Here is a 17,327-nt window from a genome sequence, read left to right on the forward strand (position 1 = left end):
ATTATTTCTAACTTATCAATTAAAACAGTAAAAATTAATATATCATACTGCTAAATTGAATTAAATAATAAGAATTTCAACGCAAATTAGCGTATAAACAAAGGATTTATTTTGTATTTAGAAACACCTTTACTATCTTTCGCACTGTTTAAAATAAAAACCTTATACATTTAAAGATGTTAGAAGAAAAGAATGATAACCTGCATGAAGCAGACGGAAAATCTGGAATCGAAGTAAACGATTCTATACAAAATGATGCAACTGAAATATCTAATTCTGAAACTGTAGTTGAAAATCCAACTTCAGAAACTCAAGAAACAGTAGATACTAATGAAAATGTTCATCAGGAAGCCTTAGATGTTATAACAAATTCAAATGCTGAAGAAAGTGAAGACGAAACTTTAAAAGAACGTCATGACATTCCTATGCAGGATTATAACACTTTTTCTTTAGATGCATTGGTTGATGAACTAAAAAAATTAGTCAACACAGACAAAGTAATGTCTGTAAAAGATCATATTGAAGAAATCAAAAAAGCATTCCTACTGCAATATCATCATCTTTTGGAAGAGAAGAAAGAAGAATTCCTTGCTTCTAACCCAGATCCAAATGAAGAATTCGAATATCATCTTCCTCTAAAATTAAAATTTGACGAATATTATAATGTTTTTAGAGATAAGAGAAACAATCATTTTAAACATTTACAAACCAATCTAAAAACGAATTTAGAAACGCGTTTGGCAATCGTTGAAGAACTAAAAGAACTTATTAATCCACAGGAAAATATAAAAGATACTCTTAAGCATTTTAACGAATTAAGAGAAAGATGGAAAAATGCTGGTGCTATTCCAAAAGACAAATACAATCACGTTTGGAATAATTATCATTTTCATGTTGAGAATTTCTACGATTATCTTCACTTAGACCGTGAAGCCAGAGATTTAGATTTTAAACACAACTTAGAATTAAAACAAAAGATAATAGCTCGTGTAGAAGAATTAGTAAACGATGCTGATGTCAATAAATCTTTCCGTGAATTACAGGATTTACACCGAATCTGGAAAGAAGAAATCGGACCTGTTTCTAAAGAACACCGCGATACAATTTGGAATCAATTTAGCGAATTGACTAAAAAGATCCACGATAAGAGAGAAGTTTTATTCGAAAACCAAAGAGCTAACGAACAACAAAATCTTGAAGTTAAGAAAGAAATCATCTCTAAAATTGAGGTTTTAGGTACAGAAAAAGTAAATTCTCATTCGCAATGGCTGGTACAAATTCAAAAAGTAGAAGACTTAAGAAATGAGTTTTTTGCTGCCGGAAAAGTACCTTCTGAAGTAAACGAAGAAACTTGGGCTGCTTTTAAAACTGCCGTTAGAAATTTCAATGCTTTTAAAAATTCATTTTATAAAGACATTAAAAAAGACCAAAACGATAATTTAAATAAAAAATTAGCTCTTGTTGCTAAAGCAAAAGAATTGCAAGAAAGCACTGATTTTCAAGCTACAACTCCTGTAATGAAACAAATTCAGGAAGAATGGAAACAAATTGGTCATGTTCCTAAAAAATATTCAGATAAGATCTGGAAAGAATTTAAGGATGCCTGCAATCATTATTTTGACAAACTTAAGGAACATAAGTCTGAAGAAAACAGTGAAGAAGTAGCGGCTTTTGACAATAAAAAAGCTTATCTAGACACTTTAAGAGCTTTCCAACTAACAGGAGATCACAAAACAGATTTAGACGCTATAAAAGCACATATTGAAACCTGGAAAGGATTTGGAAAAGTTCCATTTTCAAGAAGACATATTGAAGGGAAATTCAATAAAATTTTAGATGCTCTTTTTGAAAAATTAAGCTTAAGCAAAAAAGAGTCTGAAATGATGCGTTTTGCAAACCGTATAGATTCTTTATCGGATAGCAACGATACGCGTAAATTAGACAATGAAAAAATCTTCATTATGCGTAAAATTGAAGAAGTTCAAAATGAAATTTTCCAATTAGAAAACAACATTCAGTTCTTTACCAATACTAAAAACGCCAAAAAGGAGAATTCTATAGTTACAGAAGTTCGTAAAAACATCGCTATTCACAAGGAAAGCCTTGAAGTTTGGAAAGACAAGCTGAAACAATTGAGAAACTTAGGTCAAGAGTAAGACACAAAAAAATCCAATTTTTAAATTCCAAATTCCAATTAACTACAATTGGAATTTGGAATTTTATTTTTTTATAATTTAAAGATATAATGTCTATTCATTACATCTTTTTTTATGCTTTTACTTTCTCCTAACAAATTGATAAAGCTTAAATGTAAAATTTTAGCTATATTTGATAGACCACTGAATATTGAAAATCAAACAAATAACAAATATTCTATTAATCTTAATAACTACAGAAATGAAATTTACAAGAAAAGCACACGCCAACTGGAAAGGAACCGGAATGGAAGGAACTGGAAAAATCAGTACACAAAGTACTACTTTAGATAACGCACAATTGTCTTTTAAAACAAGATTTGCTGACGGTGTTGGAACAAATCCAGAAGAACTGGTTGCTGCAGCGCATTCAGGCTGTTTTACGATGCAATTAAGCTTTTTATTAAACGAAGCAGGATTTACTGCAGATGATTTAACTACAGAAGCAACAGTAACTTTTGAAGATGGATCTATAACTTTAATTCATTTAGACTTAAAAGGAAAAGTGCCTTCAATTTCTGCAGAAGAGTTTACTGCAACAGCTAATAAAGCAAAAGAAATCTGTCCAATTTCTAAATTGTTAAACACAACAATAACGCTATCAGTTGAATTACTTAGCTAAAAAAAATTAAGCATAAAAAAAACCATTCGAAATCGAATGGTTTTTTTATTTATAAAACGACTTATTACATTTTCGCTTTTAATGCTTTAGCTTCAGCAGTCATTTCAAGAGCGCTATAAACTCCTAACAAAGTTTTAGAAACATCTTCGTTTTTAGGATCTAATTCGTTTGCTTTTTTAAGGTAAGGAATTACACTTTTGAAAACAGTTTCTCTTTGTCCTTTCAAAACATCGTAACGTTTCATGTCTTTAGCAGAAGTACCCAATTTATTCATTTCATCAATGATTGGTTTTTCAGCTTCTAATTTCAATGCCGCAAGGTTTAAGTAAGCATTTGTATAATTAGGATTAATTTCAATTGCTTTCAAGTAATATTTCTCAGCATCAGCATTGTTTTTTGCACCTGAACTAATTACACCTAAATTAAATACTAAATCAGCATTATTTGGATCTTTTTCTAAAGCTTCTCCAACTAATTTTTTGTACATGTCAAAATCTTTAGTTTCAAGATATAAGTTAGCTTCAGTTAAGATCAAAGAAGTATCTTCTGGGTTTGCTTTTCTTGCATCAGCAATTGCTTTCTTAGCTTCTTCAGTACGCCCTTTTTGAACTAAGATTAATGCTAAATTTTTGTAGATTTCTCCTCTTTTTGAAGGAATAGCTTCCGTTTTAGGTTTTTCGTGTGTACCTAATTTTACAGCCATGTCTCTTTCTTTAGCATTTGCAAAGTTATCTTCGTTATTATTCGCTTTGTTTAATGCTAAATACAAAGTTCCTTTTCCAGAATAGTTTAATTTTTTCAACTCTTCATACATTGGTAAAGCAAGATCAAAATCTTGTGCATTTACTGCTGTTGAAGCTGCATAGTACAAGTTAATTGTATCATTTCTGTCTAATGCATAAGCATCATACAATTTTTTTGCTCCTTCAACATTTTTATTTGACTGAGTATCAGCAATTGCAGAATTGATTAATTTAGCTTTAATACTGCTAATTGAAGTAGCTGCCTGAGTTGAGAATTTCTGTTTTCCAGAAGTTTTTTCAATCTCAATTAATTTTTTGTAGCTCTCAGCAGAAAGGGATAAATTTTTGCTTGTTTCAATATTTTTATCAGCAAGTTCCAAATAAGCATTTCCTTTTACAAAATAGAATTGAGCCTGCTCTGTATCTTTAGCATTCGCAACCATATTTTCAGCATCATTTAAGATTGAAACTGCTCCTTGAGCATCTCCTCCTTTTAAAGCTTTTTCAGCATTTTTAATTTGATCTTTTTGCGCAAAAGAAGCCATAGAGATCAATAACGCTGAAGCAAGTATTACATATTTACTTTTCATAGTGATATTTATTTGTATTTAAATTTCTTTTTTCTAATTATTCTTCAGATTCTTCCTCTTCAGTATCATCTTCGTCATCCACTACTTCATCATCAGAGTCGTCATCTTCCTCTTCTGCTGTTCCGTCATCTTCAAGAACTTCCATATCTGGCTTAATTCTTTCGATTGCAGATTCTATTACATTTCCGTCTTCATCAACAACAACTTCTTCGGCATCATCTTTCATTACGGTTGTAACAGCAGCGATAGAATCTTTTCCTTTAAGATTAATCAACCTAACACCTTGAGTTGCACGTCCCATAACACGTAAATCTTCGATCGCCATTCTGATTGTCAATCCTGATTTATTGATAATCATTAAGTCATCAGAATCTGTTACCGCATTGATAGAGATCAATTTACCTGTTTTCTCTGTAATATTAAGCGTTTTAACACCTTTACCTCCACGGTTTGTAATTCTGTAAACGTCTTCTCCATCATCGTCTACCAACTTCGTACGTTTTCCATATCCGTTTTCAGTTACAACCAAGATTTGAGATTCAGCGATATCATTTTTATCAACTGTAACCATTCCGATTACTTCATCAGTTTCATCTTTCAAGGTAATTCCACGAACTCCAGAAGCTGTTCTTCCCATCGGACGTGTTTTAGTTTCCTCAAAACGAACTAATTTACCAGATTTAACTGCTAAGATAATTTGGCTTTCTCCGTTTGTCAACTGAGCACCAATCAATTCATCACCTTCTTTAATTGTAATAGCAGCAACACCATTAGCTCTTGGTTTAGAATATTTCTCTAAAGAAGTTTTCTTCACCTGTCCTTGTTTCGTTACCATTACAAGATTATGTGTATTGATATAATCTTTGTCTTTTAAATCTTGTGTACAAATGAAAGCTTTTACTTTATCATCACTTTCAATGTTTACAAGGTTTTGGATCGCTCTACCTTTTGCTGTTTTACTTCCTTCTGGAATTTCATAAACACGCATCCAGAAACATTTTCCTTTTTGTGTAAAGAACATCATGTACTGGTGGTTGGTTGCAACGAACATATGCTCAAGGAAATCCTGATCTCTTGTTCCAGCACTTTTTTGACCAACTCCTCCTCTATTCTGAGTTTTGTATTCTGTCAAGTTTGTACGTTTGATGTAACCTGCGTGAGAAATTGTAATTACTACATTTTCATCAGCAATTAAATCTTCAATACTTACATCACCTCCAGAATATTCGATTTGAGAACGTCTTTCGTCACCGTATTTATCACGAATCTCTGTAAGTTCTTCTTTAATCAAATCGATTCTTAAATTAATATCAGCAAGTAAAGCTTTTAAGTGCTCAATTAACTTCATTAATTCATCATACTCTGCTCTTAACTTATCTTGCTCCAGACCTGTCAACTGACGTAGACGCATCTCAACAATCGCACGAGCCTGAATATCTGATAATTTAAATCTTTCGATTAATTTTTCTCTTGCTTCATCTGTATTTTTAGATCCTCTAATTAACGCAATTACTTCGTCAATATTATCAGAAGCAATAATTAATCCTTCTAAAATATGTGCTCTTTCTTCTGCTTTACGTAATTCAAATTGAGTTCTTCTTACTACCACATCATGACGGTGCTCAATAAAGTAATGAATCATATCTTTTAGATTCAACAATTGAGGACGTCCTTTTACCAATGCAATATTATTTACACTGAAAGAAGATTGTAATTGAGTGTATTTGTATAAAGTATTTAAAACTACGTTTGGCGTAGCATCACGTTTCAGGATATAAACGATACGCATACCGCTTCTATCCGACTCGTCACGAATATTCGCAATACCTTCGATTTTTTTCTCGTTAACCAAATCAGCCGTACGTTTGATCATTTCGGCTTTGTTAACCTGATATGGAATTTCAGTAACGATGATACATTCTCTTCCGTCAACTTCTTCAAAACCAACTTTAGCACGCATAACGATACGTCCTCTACCGGTTTTAAAAGCTTCACGAACACCTTCGTATCCATAAATAATACCTCCCGTTGGAAAATCAGGAGCTTTAATATGAGTCATTAACTCATCTACTTCAATATCGTTATTATCAAGATACGCCAAAGTACCATTGATAACTTCAGTTAAATTGTGTGGCGGCATATTGGTCGCCATACCAACTGCAATACCTGTCGCTCCATTTACTAATAAAGTAGGAACTCTTGTAGGCATTACTTTTGGCTCATAGATTGTATCGTCAAAGTTCAATTGAAAGTCAACTGTTTCTTTTTCGATATCTGCCATAATTTCCTCAGAAATTTTACGCATTCTGGCCTCAGTATAACGCATTGCTGCAGGACTATCCCCATCGACAGAACCAAAGTTACCCTGACCATCAACTAATAAATATCGCATACTCCACTCTTGAGCCATACGTACCATTGCATCATAAACAGAAGTATCTCCGTGTGGGTGGTACTTACCCAGAACCTCTCCCACGATTCTAGCAGATTTTTTATGGGCAGATCTTGAAGTCACACCTAAATCATACATTCCATAAAGAACTCTTCGGTGCACTGGTTTCAAACCATCTCTAACATCAGGAAGTGCTCTCGATACAATTACTGACATCGAATAATCGATGTAAGCTGACTTCATTTCATCCTCTATGTTAATAGGAATTAACTTTTCTCCTTCAGACATAAGTTGTTATATTAAATAATTATAATAGTTTCAAAGCGTGCCAAGATACGTTTTTTTAAAATTTTTTCAGCTATTTCCTTACACTTATTTAAATGATTTATTAACAACTTTATTTTGGCTTTTAGTTAATAAATTAAGCGTTTTTTAACGCTTTAATTGCCTTTTTTTTCGTCTATTAGCTGACAGGCATTCCCGATGGGTACGGTTTTTGTTTTTAAAACAGTAATTCACTAAATTTACAATACCAATTATATATTATGGATGATAATTTTTCACCAAGAGTAAAAGATGTTATTACATACAGCAAAGAAGAGGCACTACGTTTGGGCCACGACTTTATTGGTACAGAACATCTAATGCTGGGCATTTTAAGAGATGGTAACGGAAAAGCTATTCATATACTTAATAACCTAGCAGTCGATTTAGATCATTTACGCAGAAAAGTAGAAGTACTTAGCCCTGCTAACCTGAGCGTTGAAGTAAATGCAGAAAAGAAAAACCTTCACCTTACCCGACAGGCCGAAAGAGCCCTGAAGACCACTTTTCTTGAAGCAAAAGTATTTCAAAGTTCATCTATAAGCACGGCACACCTGCTGTTATGTATCTTACGCAACGAAAACGATCCAACAACCAAGCTATTGAATAAACTAAAAATAGATTATGACGTAGCTAAAGAACAGTATTTAAATATGACTCCGAACGAAGAAGAATTCTTAGAAAACTTGCCAAGAAACGAATCGTATAATGACGATTCAGGACAAGATGACAGTCTAAAAGAAAGCAGTTTCAATAATCCCGCCAATAAGTCAAACAAAAAATCTAAGACTCCAGTTTTAGATAATTTTGGGAGAGATTTAACAGAAATGGCTGAAGAGGGAAAATTAGATCCAGTTGTGGGACGCGAAAAAGAAATTGAACGTGTATCACAAATTCTAAGCCGTAGAAAAAAGAACAATCCACTTCTTATTGGAGAACCTGGGGTTGGTAAATCTGCTATTGCGGAAGGACTGGCTTTACGTATCATTCAAAAGAAAGTATCTCGTATTCTTTTCAACAAACGTGTTGTAACTCTTGATTTAGCAAGTTTAGTTGCTGGAACAAAATACAGAGGACAATTTGAAGAAAGAATGAAAGCCGTAATGAACGAGCTTGAGAAAAACGACGATATCATTCTTTTTATTGACGAAATCCATACTATTGTAGGTGCTGGTGGAGCAACAGGATCTCTTGATGCTTCAAACATGTTCAAACCTGCTTTAGCAAGAGGAGAAATTCAATGTATTGGTGCTACTACTCTTGATGAGTACAGACAATATATTGAAAAAGACGGTGCTTTAGAAAGACGTTTCCAAAAAGTAATTGTAGAACCAACTTCTGTTGAAGAAACAATCGCTATTTTGAACAACGTAAAAGATAAATACGAAGATCACCACAATGTAACCTATACACCAGAAGCTATTGAAGCTTGTGTTAAACTTACAGATCGTTATATGTCTGAGCGTTTCTTACCAGACAAAGCAATTGATGCTCTTGACGAAGCCGGATCTCGTGTACACATTACCAATATTGATGTTCCAAAACAAATTTTAGATTTGGAGCGTCAATTAGAAGAAGTTCGTGAGCTTAAAAATATGGTTGTTAAAAAACAAAAATATGAAGAAGCTGCCAAACTTCGCGATGATGAAAAACGTATCGAAAAAGATTTAGCTCTTGCTCAAGAACAATGGGAAGAGGATTCTAAAAACAACAGAATTTTAGTTACAGAAGATAATGTAGCCGATGTTGTTTCTATGATGACTGGAATTCCTGTTAATAGAATTGCACAGACAGAAAGCAACAAATTGGCTCAGTTACCTGAATTAATTCAGAACAAAGTAATTGGTCAAAATGAAGCTGTTTTGAAAATTGCTCGTTCTATTCAACGTAACAGAGCTGGACTTAAAGATCCGAACAAACCAATTGGTTCGTTTATTTTCTTAGGTCAAACTGGTGTTGGTAAAACGCAATTGGCTAAAGTTTTAGCAAAAGAATTGTTTGATTCTGAAGATGCGTTAGTTCGTATTGACATGAGTGAATACATGGAGAAATTTGCGATTTCTCGTTTAGTTGGAGCGCCTCCGGGATACGTCGGGTACGAAGAAGGTGGTCAATTGACTGAGAAAGTTCGTAGAAAACCATATTGTGTAGTGCTGCTAGACGAGATCGAAAAAGCACATCCAGATGTATTCAACATGATGCTTCAAGTTTTAGATGACGGATATTTGACAGATAGTTTAGGTCGTAAAATTGACTTTAAAAACACTATCATTATCATGACTTCTAACGTTGGTGCTCGTCAGTTGAAAGACTTTGGACAAGGTGTTGGATTCGGAACTGCAGCAAGAACTGCTCAAGCTGATGAAAACTCAAAAAGCATTATCGAAAATGCTTTGAAGAAAACTTTTGCTCCTGAGTTCTTAAACAGAATTGACGATGTAATTGTATTCAACGCATTAGAAAAAGCTGATATCGATTTGATTATCGAAATCGAATTGAAAAAACTATATTCTCGCATTGCTGAGTTAGGTTACAAATTAAGCTTGACTGACAAAGCAAAAGCATTTATTGCCGAAAAAGGTTTTGACAAACAATTTGGAGCACGTCCATTAAAAAGAGCAATTCAGAAATACGTTGAAGATTTGTTAGCAGAAGAAATCATTACTTCGAAAATACATTCTGGTGATGAAATCATGATGGATTTAAAAGACGATTCACAAGAATTATCAGTAGAAATCCATAAAGCCGAAGAGCCGTCAAATCAGTAAATTAGTCAAAATTTATAACACAAATAACTTACCCGTTACGTTTTCATAACATAACGGGTATTTTTTTTAAAGAAATCACTATCTTTAGTAAAAGCAAATAGCTATTTTTGATTTTCAATTCTATAATAAAAAAACAACTTATGCTTCAAAACAAAGTCATTTTAGGCAGCGAAGAATGGTGCTCATTTCCAGAACTAGGAATCCCGACAATCAAGGCTCGTGTTGATTCTGGCGCTAAAACTTCGGCAATGCACGCTTTAAACATAGCTCCTTTTATAAAAAATGATGCCAATTGGGTTAAATTCGATATTAATCCGATTCAGAATAACATTAAAACCATTATTCACTGTGAAGCACCTTTGGTTGACAAACGAATTGTAAAAAGTTCCAGTGGTTTTAGAGAACACCGTTATGTGATTCAAACCAGTTTAAAAATTGGTGATGCTAAATGGCCAATCGAAATGACCTTGACGAATCGCGATTCTATGGGATTTAGAATGCTTTTAGGACGCGAAGCCATGAGCGGAAGGGTTTTGGTTGATCCAGAGCAAAAATATCTTCTAGGACAACCTACACCTGAATCTCTTAAAGAATTATACCAAAACTCAGAAAAAGCAAGTTCAGGTTTAAGAATTGGACTTTTAGCCAGCAATCCTGAATTATACAGCAATAAGAGAATTATGGAAGCTGGCGAAATGCGCGGTCACGAAATGCATTTTTTGAACATCAAAGAATGTTACATGAAATTGGACGCCAAAACTCCAGAAATTCATTACAGAGGCGGTAAAATCTTAAATCAGTTTGATGCTATTATTCCTAGAATCCGTCCAAGTATTACTTTTTATGGTTGTGCTTTGACTCGCCAGTTTGAAGCTTTAAAAGTTTTCTGTTTAAATTCGGCTACAGCCATAACACAATCACGAGATAAATTATATTCTTTACAGTTATTATTAAATAGCGGAATTGATATTCCAACTACTGGTTTTGCTAATTCTCCGCTTGATACAGACAACTTAATCAAAATGGTTGGTGGTTCACCATTAATTGTAAAATTATTAGAAGGAACACAAGGAAAAGGCGTTGTTTTGGCCGAGACCAAAAAAGCAGCAGAAAGTGTTATCAATGCTTTTAAAAGTTTGAATGCCAATATTTTGGTTCAAGAATTCATCAAAGAAGCTAACGGAAAAGATATTCGTTGTTTTGTAATCGACGGAAAAGTGGTTGCTGCAATACAACGTGAAGCAATGCCAGGCGAGTTTAGAGCCAATATACATCTTGGCGGTACCGCTTCTGTAATCAAAGTAACTCCTGAAGAAAAAAAGATCGCCATAAAAGCCGCAAAAGCAATGGATTTAAAAGTGGCTGGTGTTGATATTATTCGTTCTTCTAAAGGACCTTTATTATTAGAAGTAAACTCGTCTCCAGGTTTGGAAGGAATTGAAGGCGCAACCAATAAAGATGTGGCTGGAGAAATGATTAAAGCGATTGAAAAGAATTTTAAATTGTAATTAAGTTCATTTAAACTTAATTCTCTAGAAATATTTTAGCAGCTTTGTCGAAGTTTAAAACTTTGGCAAAGCTTTTTTATTTAACTTTAAAATAAAAAATATGACTTTCCCATATCTAGATATTGTTTTAAGAAGCATTGCAGTTTATTTCTTTATGACTATTGCTTTACGAATATTTGGTAAAAAAGAACTTTCGCAATTAAATACTGCCGATGTAATTCTTATTTTATTAATAAGCAACTCTGTTCAGAATGCGATGGTTGGCCCAGATACCAGTTTAACAGGCGGTTTAATTGCTGCTTTAGTCTTATTTGTAATTAACTACATCATTAAAAAACTAACTCACCGATATAAAGTTATTGGCGATTTGTTACTAGATAAACCCCAAATTCTAATTCACGACGGAAAGCTGGATTTTAAAGCCCTAAGCAAACTCGATATTTCTGACGAAGAACTAAAAGAAGCCATGAGAGAACATGGAATAGAATTTTTTAAAAACGTAAAATTAGCCATGCTAGAAATTGATGGAACAATCAGCATCATTTCTGAAGATCAGCAAAAGTTAAAACAAACGCATTACAAACGTAGACACAATCGTAAAAATCTTCAGAAGTTTTAATAAAAAGAAAAAGACCGAATTCAAAATGAATTCGGTCTTTTTTTTGCTTTTAATAATTATCCAGATCACTCTCTTTTATTGTTTCATTCGTTAACCCAAAAGCCTTAAGTCTATGATTCAGATTGACTAAAATATAATCTTGTTCAACTGGAAAACGTGCTGCGATATTTTTATAATGTTTTAAAAGCCTTTTGTCATTCACACCATCTAAAGCCTGCAATGTAATATGAACAACTTTATTGACTTTATCATTTAAACCCAAAATAAAGATCTCCAAATAATCTTTTTTATTCTCTAATTTCCCCAAAGAATAATAAGCACTTACTCTAATATTTTCATCTAAATGAGATGTGAACGGAACAATAATAGAACCATAATCTATGTTCATTTCTTTCAACAAATAAGTACAAAAACGAAATGTTTCATCATTATTTATTCTCGAAACATTTTCTTCAATCAAACCCAACCAATCAGCACTTTTATCCTTTGCATACCAATATACAAATTGAAAAACAGCAAGTAAATTTTCTGTTGAATAAGCAATTAAACTCTCATAAGCACTATTATAATCAAATTTTGTTAGAATTTGGAGCAAAGTTTGCTTCTCTGTTCCTTTTGTCAAATAAAACTGTTTTAACAAAATATCCAAAGTTTCCGAATCAAGATTATTTTTCTTTATCAGACCTTTTAAACACTGATATTTGGTTTCAATTTCCTCGGTGGATAAATATACTCCCAAAATATGATCTACAGAACCACTCAAAGTAAAACTATATAAAAGAGGATTACTTTTCATTGTTTCTTCTGGTATAATCTCATCAAGCCATCTTTCATACCAATCTAAAAAATTTGATTCGAAAGCAAAATACGGCTTTTGCCTGTCTACATCAATATTAACAATCCTTCCTTTAAATTCACCATTCAACACAAGTCCGTAATAATAAGTACAGCCTTGAGTACCAATTGGCAAAATTCCGGCAAAAATCTTACCTAATTCTTCCTCAAAATCCTCATCAGAAATATTGTAATCCTCATCAATTCTTTTGTTTAAATTATGCCAAAAATCATCCGTCATATCAGGATGAATGACACAATCCCGTTTCAGACAATTTTCCACATTATTATAAACAAATTCGGCCAGATTTTCTCCAAAAGGATATATTCCGTAAGAAGGACCCGCAGCAGAATTCCCAAATGAAATTCCACCATTTCCAATATGCAATAAAAAAGCTTTATAAGATTCAGGCAAATCAATATTCAATTCTGTTTCAAATTTCAAAATATCATCCTCTTTAATAGTATTCCCTAAAACATACTTATGAGACTTAGCACCAAATACTTTAAATTCCTTATCAGCATCTTTTGCTGTAAGCAACTTCTTTTTTACTCTTTCAATCTGACTTAAAGTTTCCTGATTCATTATAGTTTTCAATTTAAAATAATTGTTTTAGTTTTAGAAATAACTATTAATCCAATATAGTTGTTTTTTCTTATGACAACCAAATTACCTACAAAATTCAACAAAACCATTCTACCAGACTACCTTTAAAAGTTTTCAATCTGTCAATCTAAAACAAAAGAGCCAATTTCGAATTGAAACTGGCTCTTTTAATATTTTTAAGGAAATACGATTATTTACATCTCGTTATTTCACAATATCTAATCATTTAAATAAACACGCTTAGAATAAAATAAACCAAACCTGCTAATAAAGCTGAAATTGGAATAGTTAGAATCCAAGCCCAGATTAAACTTACCGTAACCCCCCAGCGAACTGCAGAAACACGTTTTGTTAATCCAACACCAATAATAGATCCTGTAATAGTATGCGTTGTACTTACTGGAATTTTTAAGTGCTCTGTAAAGTAAAGTGTCAAAGCACCCGCAGTTTCAGCTGCTACACCTTCAAATGAGCTTACTTTTGTGATTTTAGAACCCATTGTTTTTACAATTTTCCATCCACCACTTAAAGTTCCAGCTGCAATTGCAGAGTAACACGCTAACGGAATCCAGCTAGGCATTACACCTTTAATACCTAAATCATCGTTTGGCAATACTACATCTAACCAAGCATCCATGTGAACTCCTGGGTTTGTATTGATATAAACTGCAACAGCCGCTGCAATAATACCCATTACTTTTTGAGAATCGTTACCTCCGTGACCTAAACTAAAAGCAGCAGAAGATAATAATTGCATTTTCTTAAGAGCAGCATCAGCTTGATGTAAGTTTAAGCTACTAAAGATCAAACAGAAAGCACTTACAGTTAAAACAATAAAGGCTACTAAAAACCATTTAATATTATGAGAATCAAAAGCTACACTCCAAAAATGAGAGTCAAACCTAGGTTTATCAATTTCAGAATAAGGTTTCATTAAACACCATACAAACACAATAGTTGCAATCATTAAAGCAACTGTAAAGATTTTTGGACCAATACTTTTACGTGAAGCATTTAATAACCAAATAGAAATTAAATAAGATGCGATTGCTCCTATTAATGGTGCTAAAACGATAAATGCAATAATGATAATAACTCCTGAGGGCATTCCGCCATCTTTACCTGCTTTATACCAGCTTACAATTTCGTACCAATAATGAGTTGCTCCATCTTCTCCAACATAACCTGAAAATCCATGAACAGCAATGGCATGTGCTACAGCCGCACCCGCAAAACCTCCAATTAAAGTATGTGAAGAACTTGACGGAATTCCTAACCACCAAGTCAATAAATTCCAGCAAATTGCCGCAATTACTCCAGCTAAGATAACAACAAGGTTAATTTCCATTGTGTGCGCTGTTTTAGCAACAGTATCCGCAACACCAAATCCGAAAACCCAATAAGCCAGAAAGTTAAAAAATGCTGCCCAGACAACCGCCTGAAAAGGTGTTAGAACCTTTGTAGCAACAACAGTCGCTATAGCATTTGCCGCATCATGAAAACCATTGATGTAATCAAAAATTAAGGCTAATACTATAATTAATATAAGTAGCGTCATAAAATTATAACTTCAGAATGAAAAATTGAATTAAGAATGTTTTACAGAAATAGATTCTAGTATGTTCGCAACACTCTTACATTTGTCTGTTGCTGATTCTAAAACAGATAATACTTCTTTATATTTAATAATATTTTTAGCATCTGTTTCGTTTTCAAAAATTTCAAAAACTGCTTTGTTATATACGTTATCAGACTTATTTTCTAGTTTATTAATTCTAGAAGCAGCGTCCTTAATCAATTTGAAGTTTTGTAAGTTTCTTAATTCTTTTACAGCACTATCAATATTTTGACAAGCCTCAAGGTTGATTTCTGTCATTTTTCTGATAGATTTTGTAATCTTATCAACTTGATACAATCTCATACGGCTTGACGCACCATGAAGGTAATCGGCAACGTTGTCAATTGAAGTAATTAAAGCGTGAATATCTTCTCTATCAAATGGAGTAATGAAGTTTCTACTTAACTCCAAGTTTGTCTGACGAGTGATATCCTCTCCTTTTTGTTCTAATTCGTCAATTTTTTGAAAAAGAATCTCTCTTTCTTTTAATGGTAAATTTACAGCTTCGTGTAAGTTAGAAGCTAATTCAATCAAATTAGTTGAAGCCTCTTCAAAAAGTGGAAAGAATTTTTTGTCTTTCGGCACTAAAAATTGGAAAATACTGTTTATTGACATTTGTTTATTTTTGATAGCGCAAAATTACCCTCATTAACACGTTTCAGTGTTAAGCCATTGTTAACAAATCGTTTTCAATTTGAAAACTCGCAAGGAATAACACCGTGTTTTCTATGTCATTATGTAAGATTCTGTCTTCTTTAACCAAAGGCACAACTTCTCTATAGCTATTCAGAAACATTTCAATAAAATCGCTTGATTTTAATGGCTCTCTGTAGGCAATTGCTTGAGATGCATTTAACAACTCAATCGCTAAAATTCGCTCTAAATTATCTAAAATTCGTAAGGCTTTCGTCGCTCCGTTTGCTCCCATGCTTACGTGATCTTCCTGACCGTTACTAGAGACAATACTATCAATACTTGCAGGCGTAGCCAATTGCTTATTTTGACTTGCAATACTCGCTGCAGTATATTGCGGAATCATAAATCCTGAATTCAATCCTGGATTATCAACCAAAAATGCCGGAAGATTTCGTAATCCTGAGATTAACTGATACGTTCTTCTTTCAGAAATACTTCCCAATTCTGCCAAAGCAATTGCCATAAAATCCAAAGCCAAGGCCAAAGGCTGTCCGTGGAAATTTCCACCAGAAATAATCTGATCGGCTTCAATAAAAATATTAGGATTATCAGTCACGGAATTGATTTCTGTTTTGAATACTTTTCGAACATAATCAATCGCATCTTTTGAAGCGCCATGAACTTGTGGCATGCAACGGAAAGAATATGGATCCTGAACGTGTTTCTTTTCTTGAGCGATAATTTCGCTTCCTTCCAAAAATTCTGTAATTCGTTGCGCCGTCACAATTTGCCCTTTATGCGGACGTATATAATGTATCAATTCATTAAAAGGTTCGATTCTTCCATCAAAACCTTCCAAAGAAATAGTTCCGATTAAATCTGCCAGATATGAATATTTATATGCTTTAATTAAAATATGCGCTCCATAAGCACTCATAAACTGAGTTCCGTTCAACAAAGCCAAACCTTCTTTCGACTGTAAAACAATCGGTTCCCAGCTAAAATGCTTTAAAACTTCTGAAGCATCTGTTTTCTTTCCTTCAAAGAGCACTTTTCCCTCACCTATTAACGGTAAAGACATATGAGCCAAAGGCGCCAAATCTCCCGAAGCTCCCAAAGAACCTTGCGTATAAATTATTGGCAAAACATCATTATTATAAAAATCTACTAAACGTTCTAAAGTCTTTAACTGAACTCCAGAATGCCCATAACTTAACGATTGGATTTTAAGCAACAACATCATTTTGACAATCTCAGCAGGAACTTCTTCACCAGTTCCACAAGCGTGAGATTTAACTAGATTTTCCTGAAGTTTAGATAAGTTTTCATTTGAGATTTTCACACTATACAAAGATCCAAAACCTGTATTGATTCCGTAAATTGGCGCTGTATGCGATGCCATTTTTTTATCTAAATAATCACGACATTTTTGAACATTTACTTTTGCCTCTTCAGACAATTCAAGCGTTTTATTATTAGATAAAATCTCGTGTAATGTTTCTAAATTTATAGTTTCAGTACTTATATAATGGACTTCTCTCATGATGTTTTCAATTTAAGACGTCAAAATTCAACAAATCAACATTAAAAAGCAACATTTTATCACAATAATTAAAATTCCAACAAAAGTCATTTTATGCGCTTTATTTATTCTTAACATAAAACCAGTCTCTTTTCCCAATCATTTTAATAGCTTTTCATTAAAATCCAACCTTTTACAAAAACAAATCAACGAAAAATACAAGTAGAAATATACCAAAACCTCAATTTACCCTATCGAATTTTAACAAATACTCAATATTGAATTATTGAGATTTGAATTATTAAAATATTCGCAAAAAGGCTTTTTGGGTTTTCAGCTTCTATAAAAA

11 protein-coding genes are annotated in these 17,327 nt (G+C 33.1%); 5 read left to right on the forward strand and 6 right to left on the reverse strand.

All coding sequences use genetic code 11. The annotated features are described in order from the left end of the window. The first annotated feature begins 176 nt into the window (after positions 1-176). Both VGE71_RS07265 and VGE71_RS07270 read left to right on the forward strand, forming a co-directional pair. Complete coding sequence (locus VGE71_RS07265; protein WP_331137731.1) at positions 177-2,156, forward strand: DUF349 domain-containing protein; 1,980 nt, start codon at positions 177-179, stop codon at positions 2,154-2,156. A gap of 241 nt (positions 2,157-2,397) precedes the next feature. Continuing rightward, positions 2,398-2,817, forward strand: coding sequence for an OsmC family protein (locus VGE71_RS07270; protein WP_331137732.1), 420 nt, complete (start codon positions 2,398-2,400; stop codon positions 2,815-2,817). 64 nt (positions 2,818-2,881) lie between these two features. On the opposite strand, the gene VGE71_RS07275 is transcribed toward VGE71_RS07270, so the two are convergent. Both VGE71_RS07275 and gyrA read right to left on the reverse strand, forming a co-directional pair. Further along, positions 2,882-4,150 (reverse strand): tetratricopeptide repeat protein, encoded by a 1,269-nt coding sequence (locus tag VGE71_RS07275; RefSeq protein ID WP_144214368.1) that lies wholly within the window; start codon positions 4,148-4,150, stop codon positions 2,882-2,884. 37 nt (positions 4,151-4,187) lie between these two features. Then, entirely contained in the window at positions 4,188-6,830 is a 2,643-nt protein-coding gene (gene gyrA / locus VGE71_RS07280; protein ID WP_331137733.1) for a DNA gyrase subunit A, read from the reverse strand. Between the two features lie 257 nt (positions 6,831-7,087). Here gyrA and VGE71_RS07285 point away from each other — a divergent pair, with 257 nt between their 5' ends. From VGE71_RS07285 to VGE71_RS07295, 3 genes are all read left to right on the forward strand, one after another. Then, complete coding sequence (locus VGE71_RS07285) at positions 7,088-9,634, forward strand: ATP-dependent Clp protease ATP-binding subunit (protein WP_331137734.1); 2,547 nt, start codon at positions 7,088-7,090, stop codon at positions 9,632-9,634. A gap of 140 nt (positions 9,635-9,774) precedes the next feature. Continuing rightward, on the forward strand, positions 9,775-11,142 hold the full coding sequence (rimK, locus tag VGE71_RS07290) for a 30S ribosomal protein S6--L-glutamate ligase (RefSeq protein WP_144214375.1): 1,368 nt from the start codon (positions 9,775-9,777) through the stop codon (positions 11,140-11,142). A 100-nt stretch (positions 11,143-11,242) separates the two neighbouring features. Continuing rightward, complete coding sequence (locus VGE71_RS07295) at positions 11,243-11,761, forward strand: DUF421 domain-containing protein (RefSeq protein ID WP_331137735.1); 519 nt, start codon at positions 11,243-11,245, stop codon at positions 11,759-11,761. 49 nt (positions 11,762-11,810) lie between these two features. Here the strand turns inward: VGE71_RS07295 and VGE71_RS07300 are convergent, their stop codons facing one another. From VGE71_RS07300 to hutH, 4 genes are all read right to left on the reverse strand, one after another. Continuing rightward, the gene (locus tag VGE71_RS07300; RefSeq protein ID WP_331137736.1) at positions 11,811-13,181 is read right to left on the reverse strand and encodes an SMI1/KNR4 family protein; all 1,371 of its coding nucleotides are present in this window, start codon (positions 13,179-13,181) and stop codon (positions 11,811-11,813) included. A gap of 247 nt (positions 13,182-13,428) precedes the next feature. Further along, positions 13,429-14,760 carry an inorganic phosphate transporter gene (locus VGE71_RS07305; protein WP_331137737.1) on the reverse strand — a complete coding sequence of 444 codons (1,332 nt, stop codon included), beginning with the start codon at positions 14,758-14,760 and terminating at the stop codon, positions 13,429-13,431. 30 nt (positions 14,761-14,790) lie between these two features. Then, on the reverse strand, positions 14,791-15,435 hold the full coding sequence (locus VGE71_RS07310) for a DUF47 domain-containing protein (protein WP_331137738.1): 645 nt from the start codon (positions 15,433-15,435) through the stop codon (positions 14,791-14,793). Between the two features lie 49 nt (positions 15,436-15,484). Next, entirely contained in the window at positions 15,485-16,999 is a 1,515-nt protein-coding gene (hutH, locus tag VGE71_RS07315) for a histidine ammonia-lyase (RefSeq protein ID WP_331137739.1), read from the reverse strand. Positions 17,000-17,327: the final 328 nt, after the last annotated feature.

Source organism: Flavobacterium sp., from assembly GCF_036405015.1.
GTDB lineage: Bacteria > Bacteroidota > Bacteroidia > Flavobacteriales > Flavobacteriaceae > Flavobacterium.

Bases quoted from the DNA above. Each gene is read 5' to 3' on its own strand.
- VGE71_RS07305 (WP_331137737.1), bottom strand. From the start codon at position 14,760: ATGACGCTACTTATATTAATTATAGTATTAGCCTTAATTTTTGATTAC.
- VGE71_RS07275 (WP_144214368.1), bottom strand. From the start codon at position 4,150: ATGAAAAGTAAATATGTAATACTTGCTTCAGCGTTATTGATCTCTATG.
- VGE71_RS07295 (WP_331137735.1), top strand. From the start codon at position 11,243: ATGACTTTCCCATATCTAGATATTGTTTTAAGAAGCATTGCAGTTTAT.
- VGE71_RS07310 (WP_331137738.1), bottom strand. From the start codon at position 15,435: ATGTCAATAAACAGTATTTTCCAATTTTTAGTGCCGAAAGACAAAAAA.
- VGE71_RS07285 (WP_331137734.1), top strand. From the start codon at position 7,088: ATGGATGATAATTTTTCACCAAGAGTAAAAGATGTTATTACATACAGC.
- hutH (WP_331137739.1), bottom strand. From the start codon at position 16,999: ATGAGAGAAGTCCATTATATAAGTACTGAAACTATAAATTTAGAAACA.
- VGE71_RS07300 (WP_331137736.1), bottom strand. From the start codon at position 13,181: ATGAATCAGGAAACTTTAAGTCAGATTGAAAGAGTAAAAAAGAAGTTG.
- rimK (WP_144214375.1), top strand. From the start codon at position 9,775: ATGCTTCAAAACAAAGTCATTTTAGGCAGCGAAGAATGGTGCTCATTT.
- gyrA (WP_331137733.1), bottom strand. From the start codon at position 6,830: ATGTCTGAAGGAGAAAAGTTAATTCCTATTAACATAGAGGATGAAATG.
- VGE71_RS07265 (WP_331137731.1), top strand. From the start codon at position 177: ATGTTAGAAGAAAAGAATGATAACCTGCATGAAGCAGACGGAAAATCT.
- VGE71_RS07270 (WP_331137732.1), top strand. From the start codon at position 2,398: ATGAAATTTACAAGAAAAGCACACGCCAACTGGAAAGGAACCGGAATG.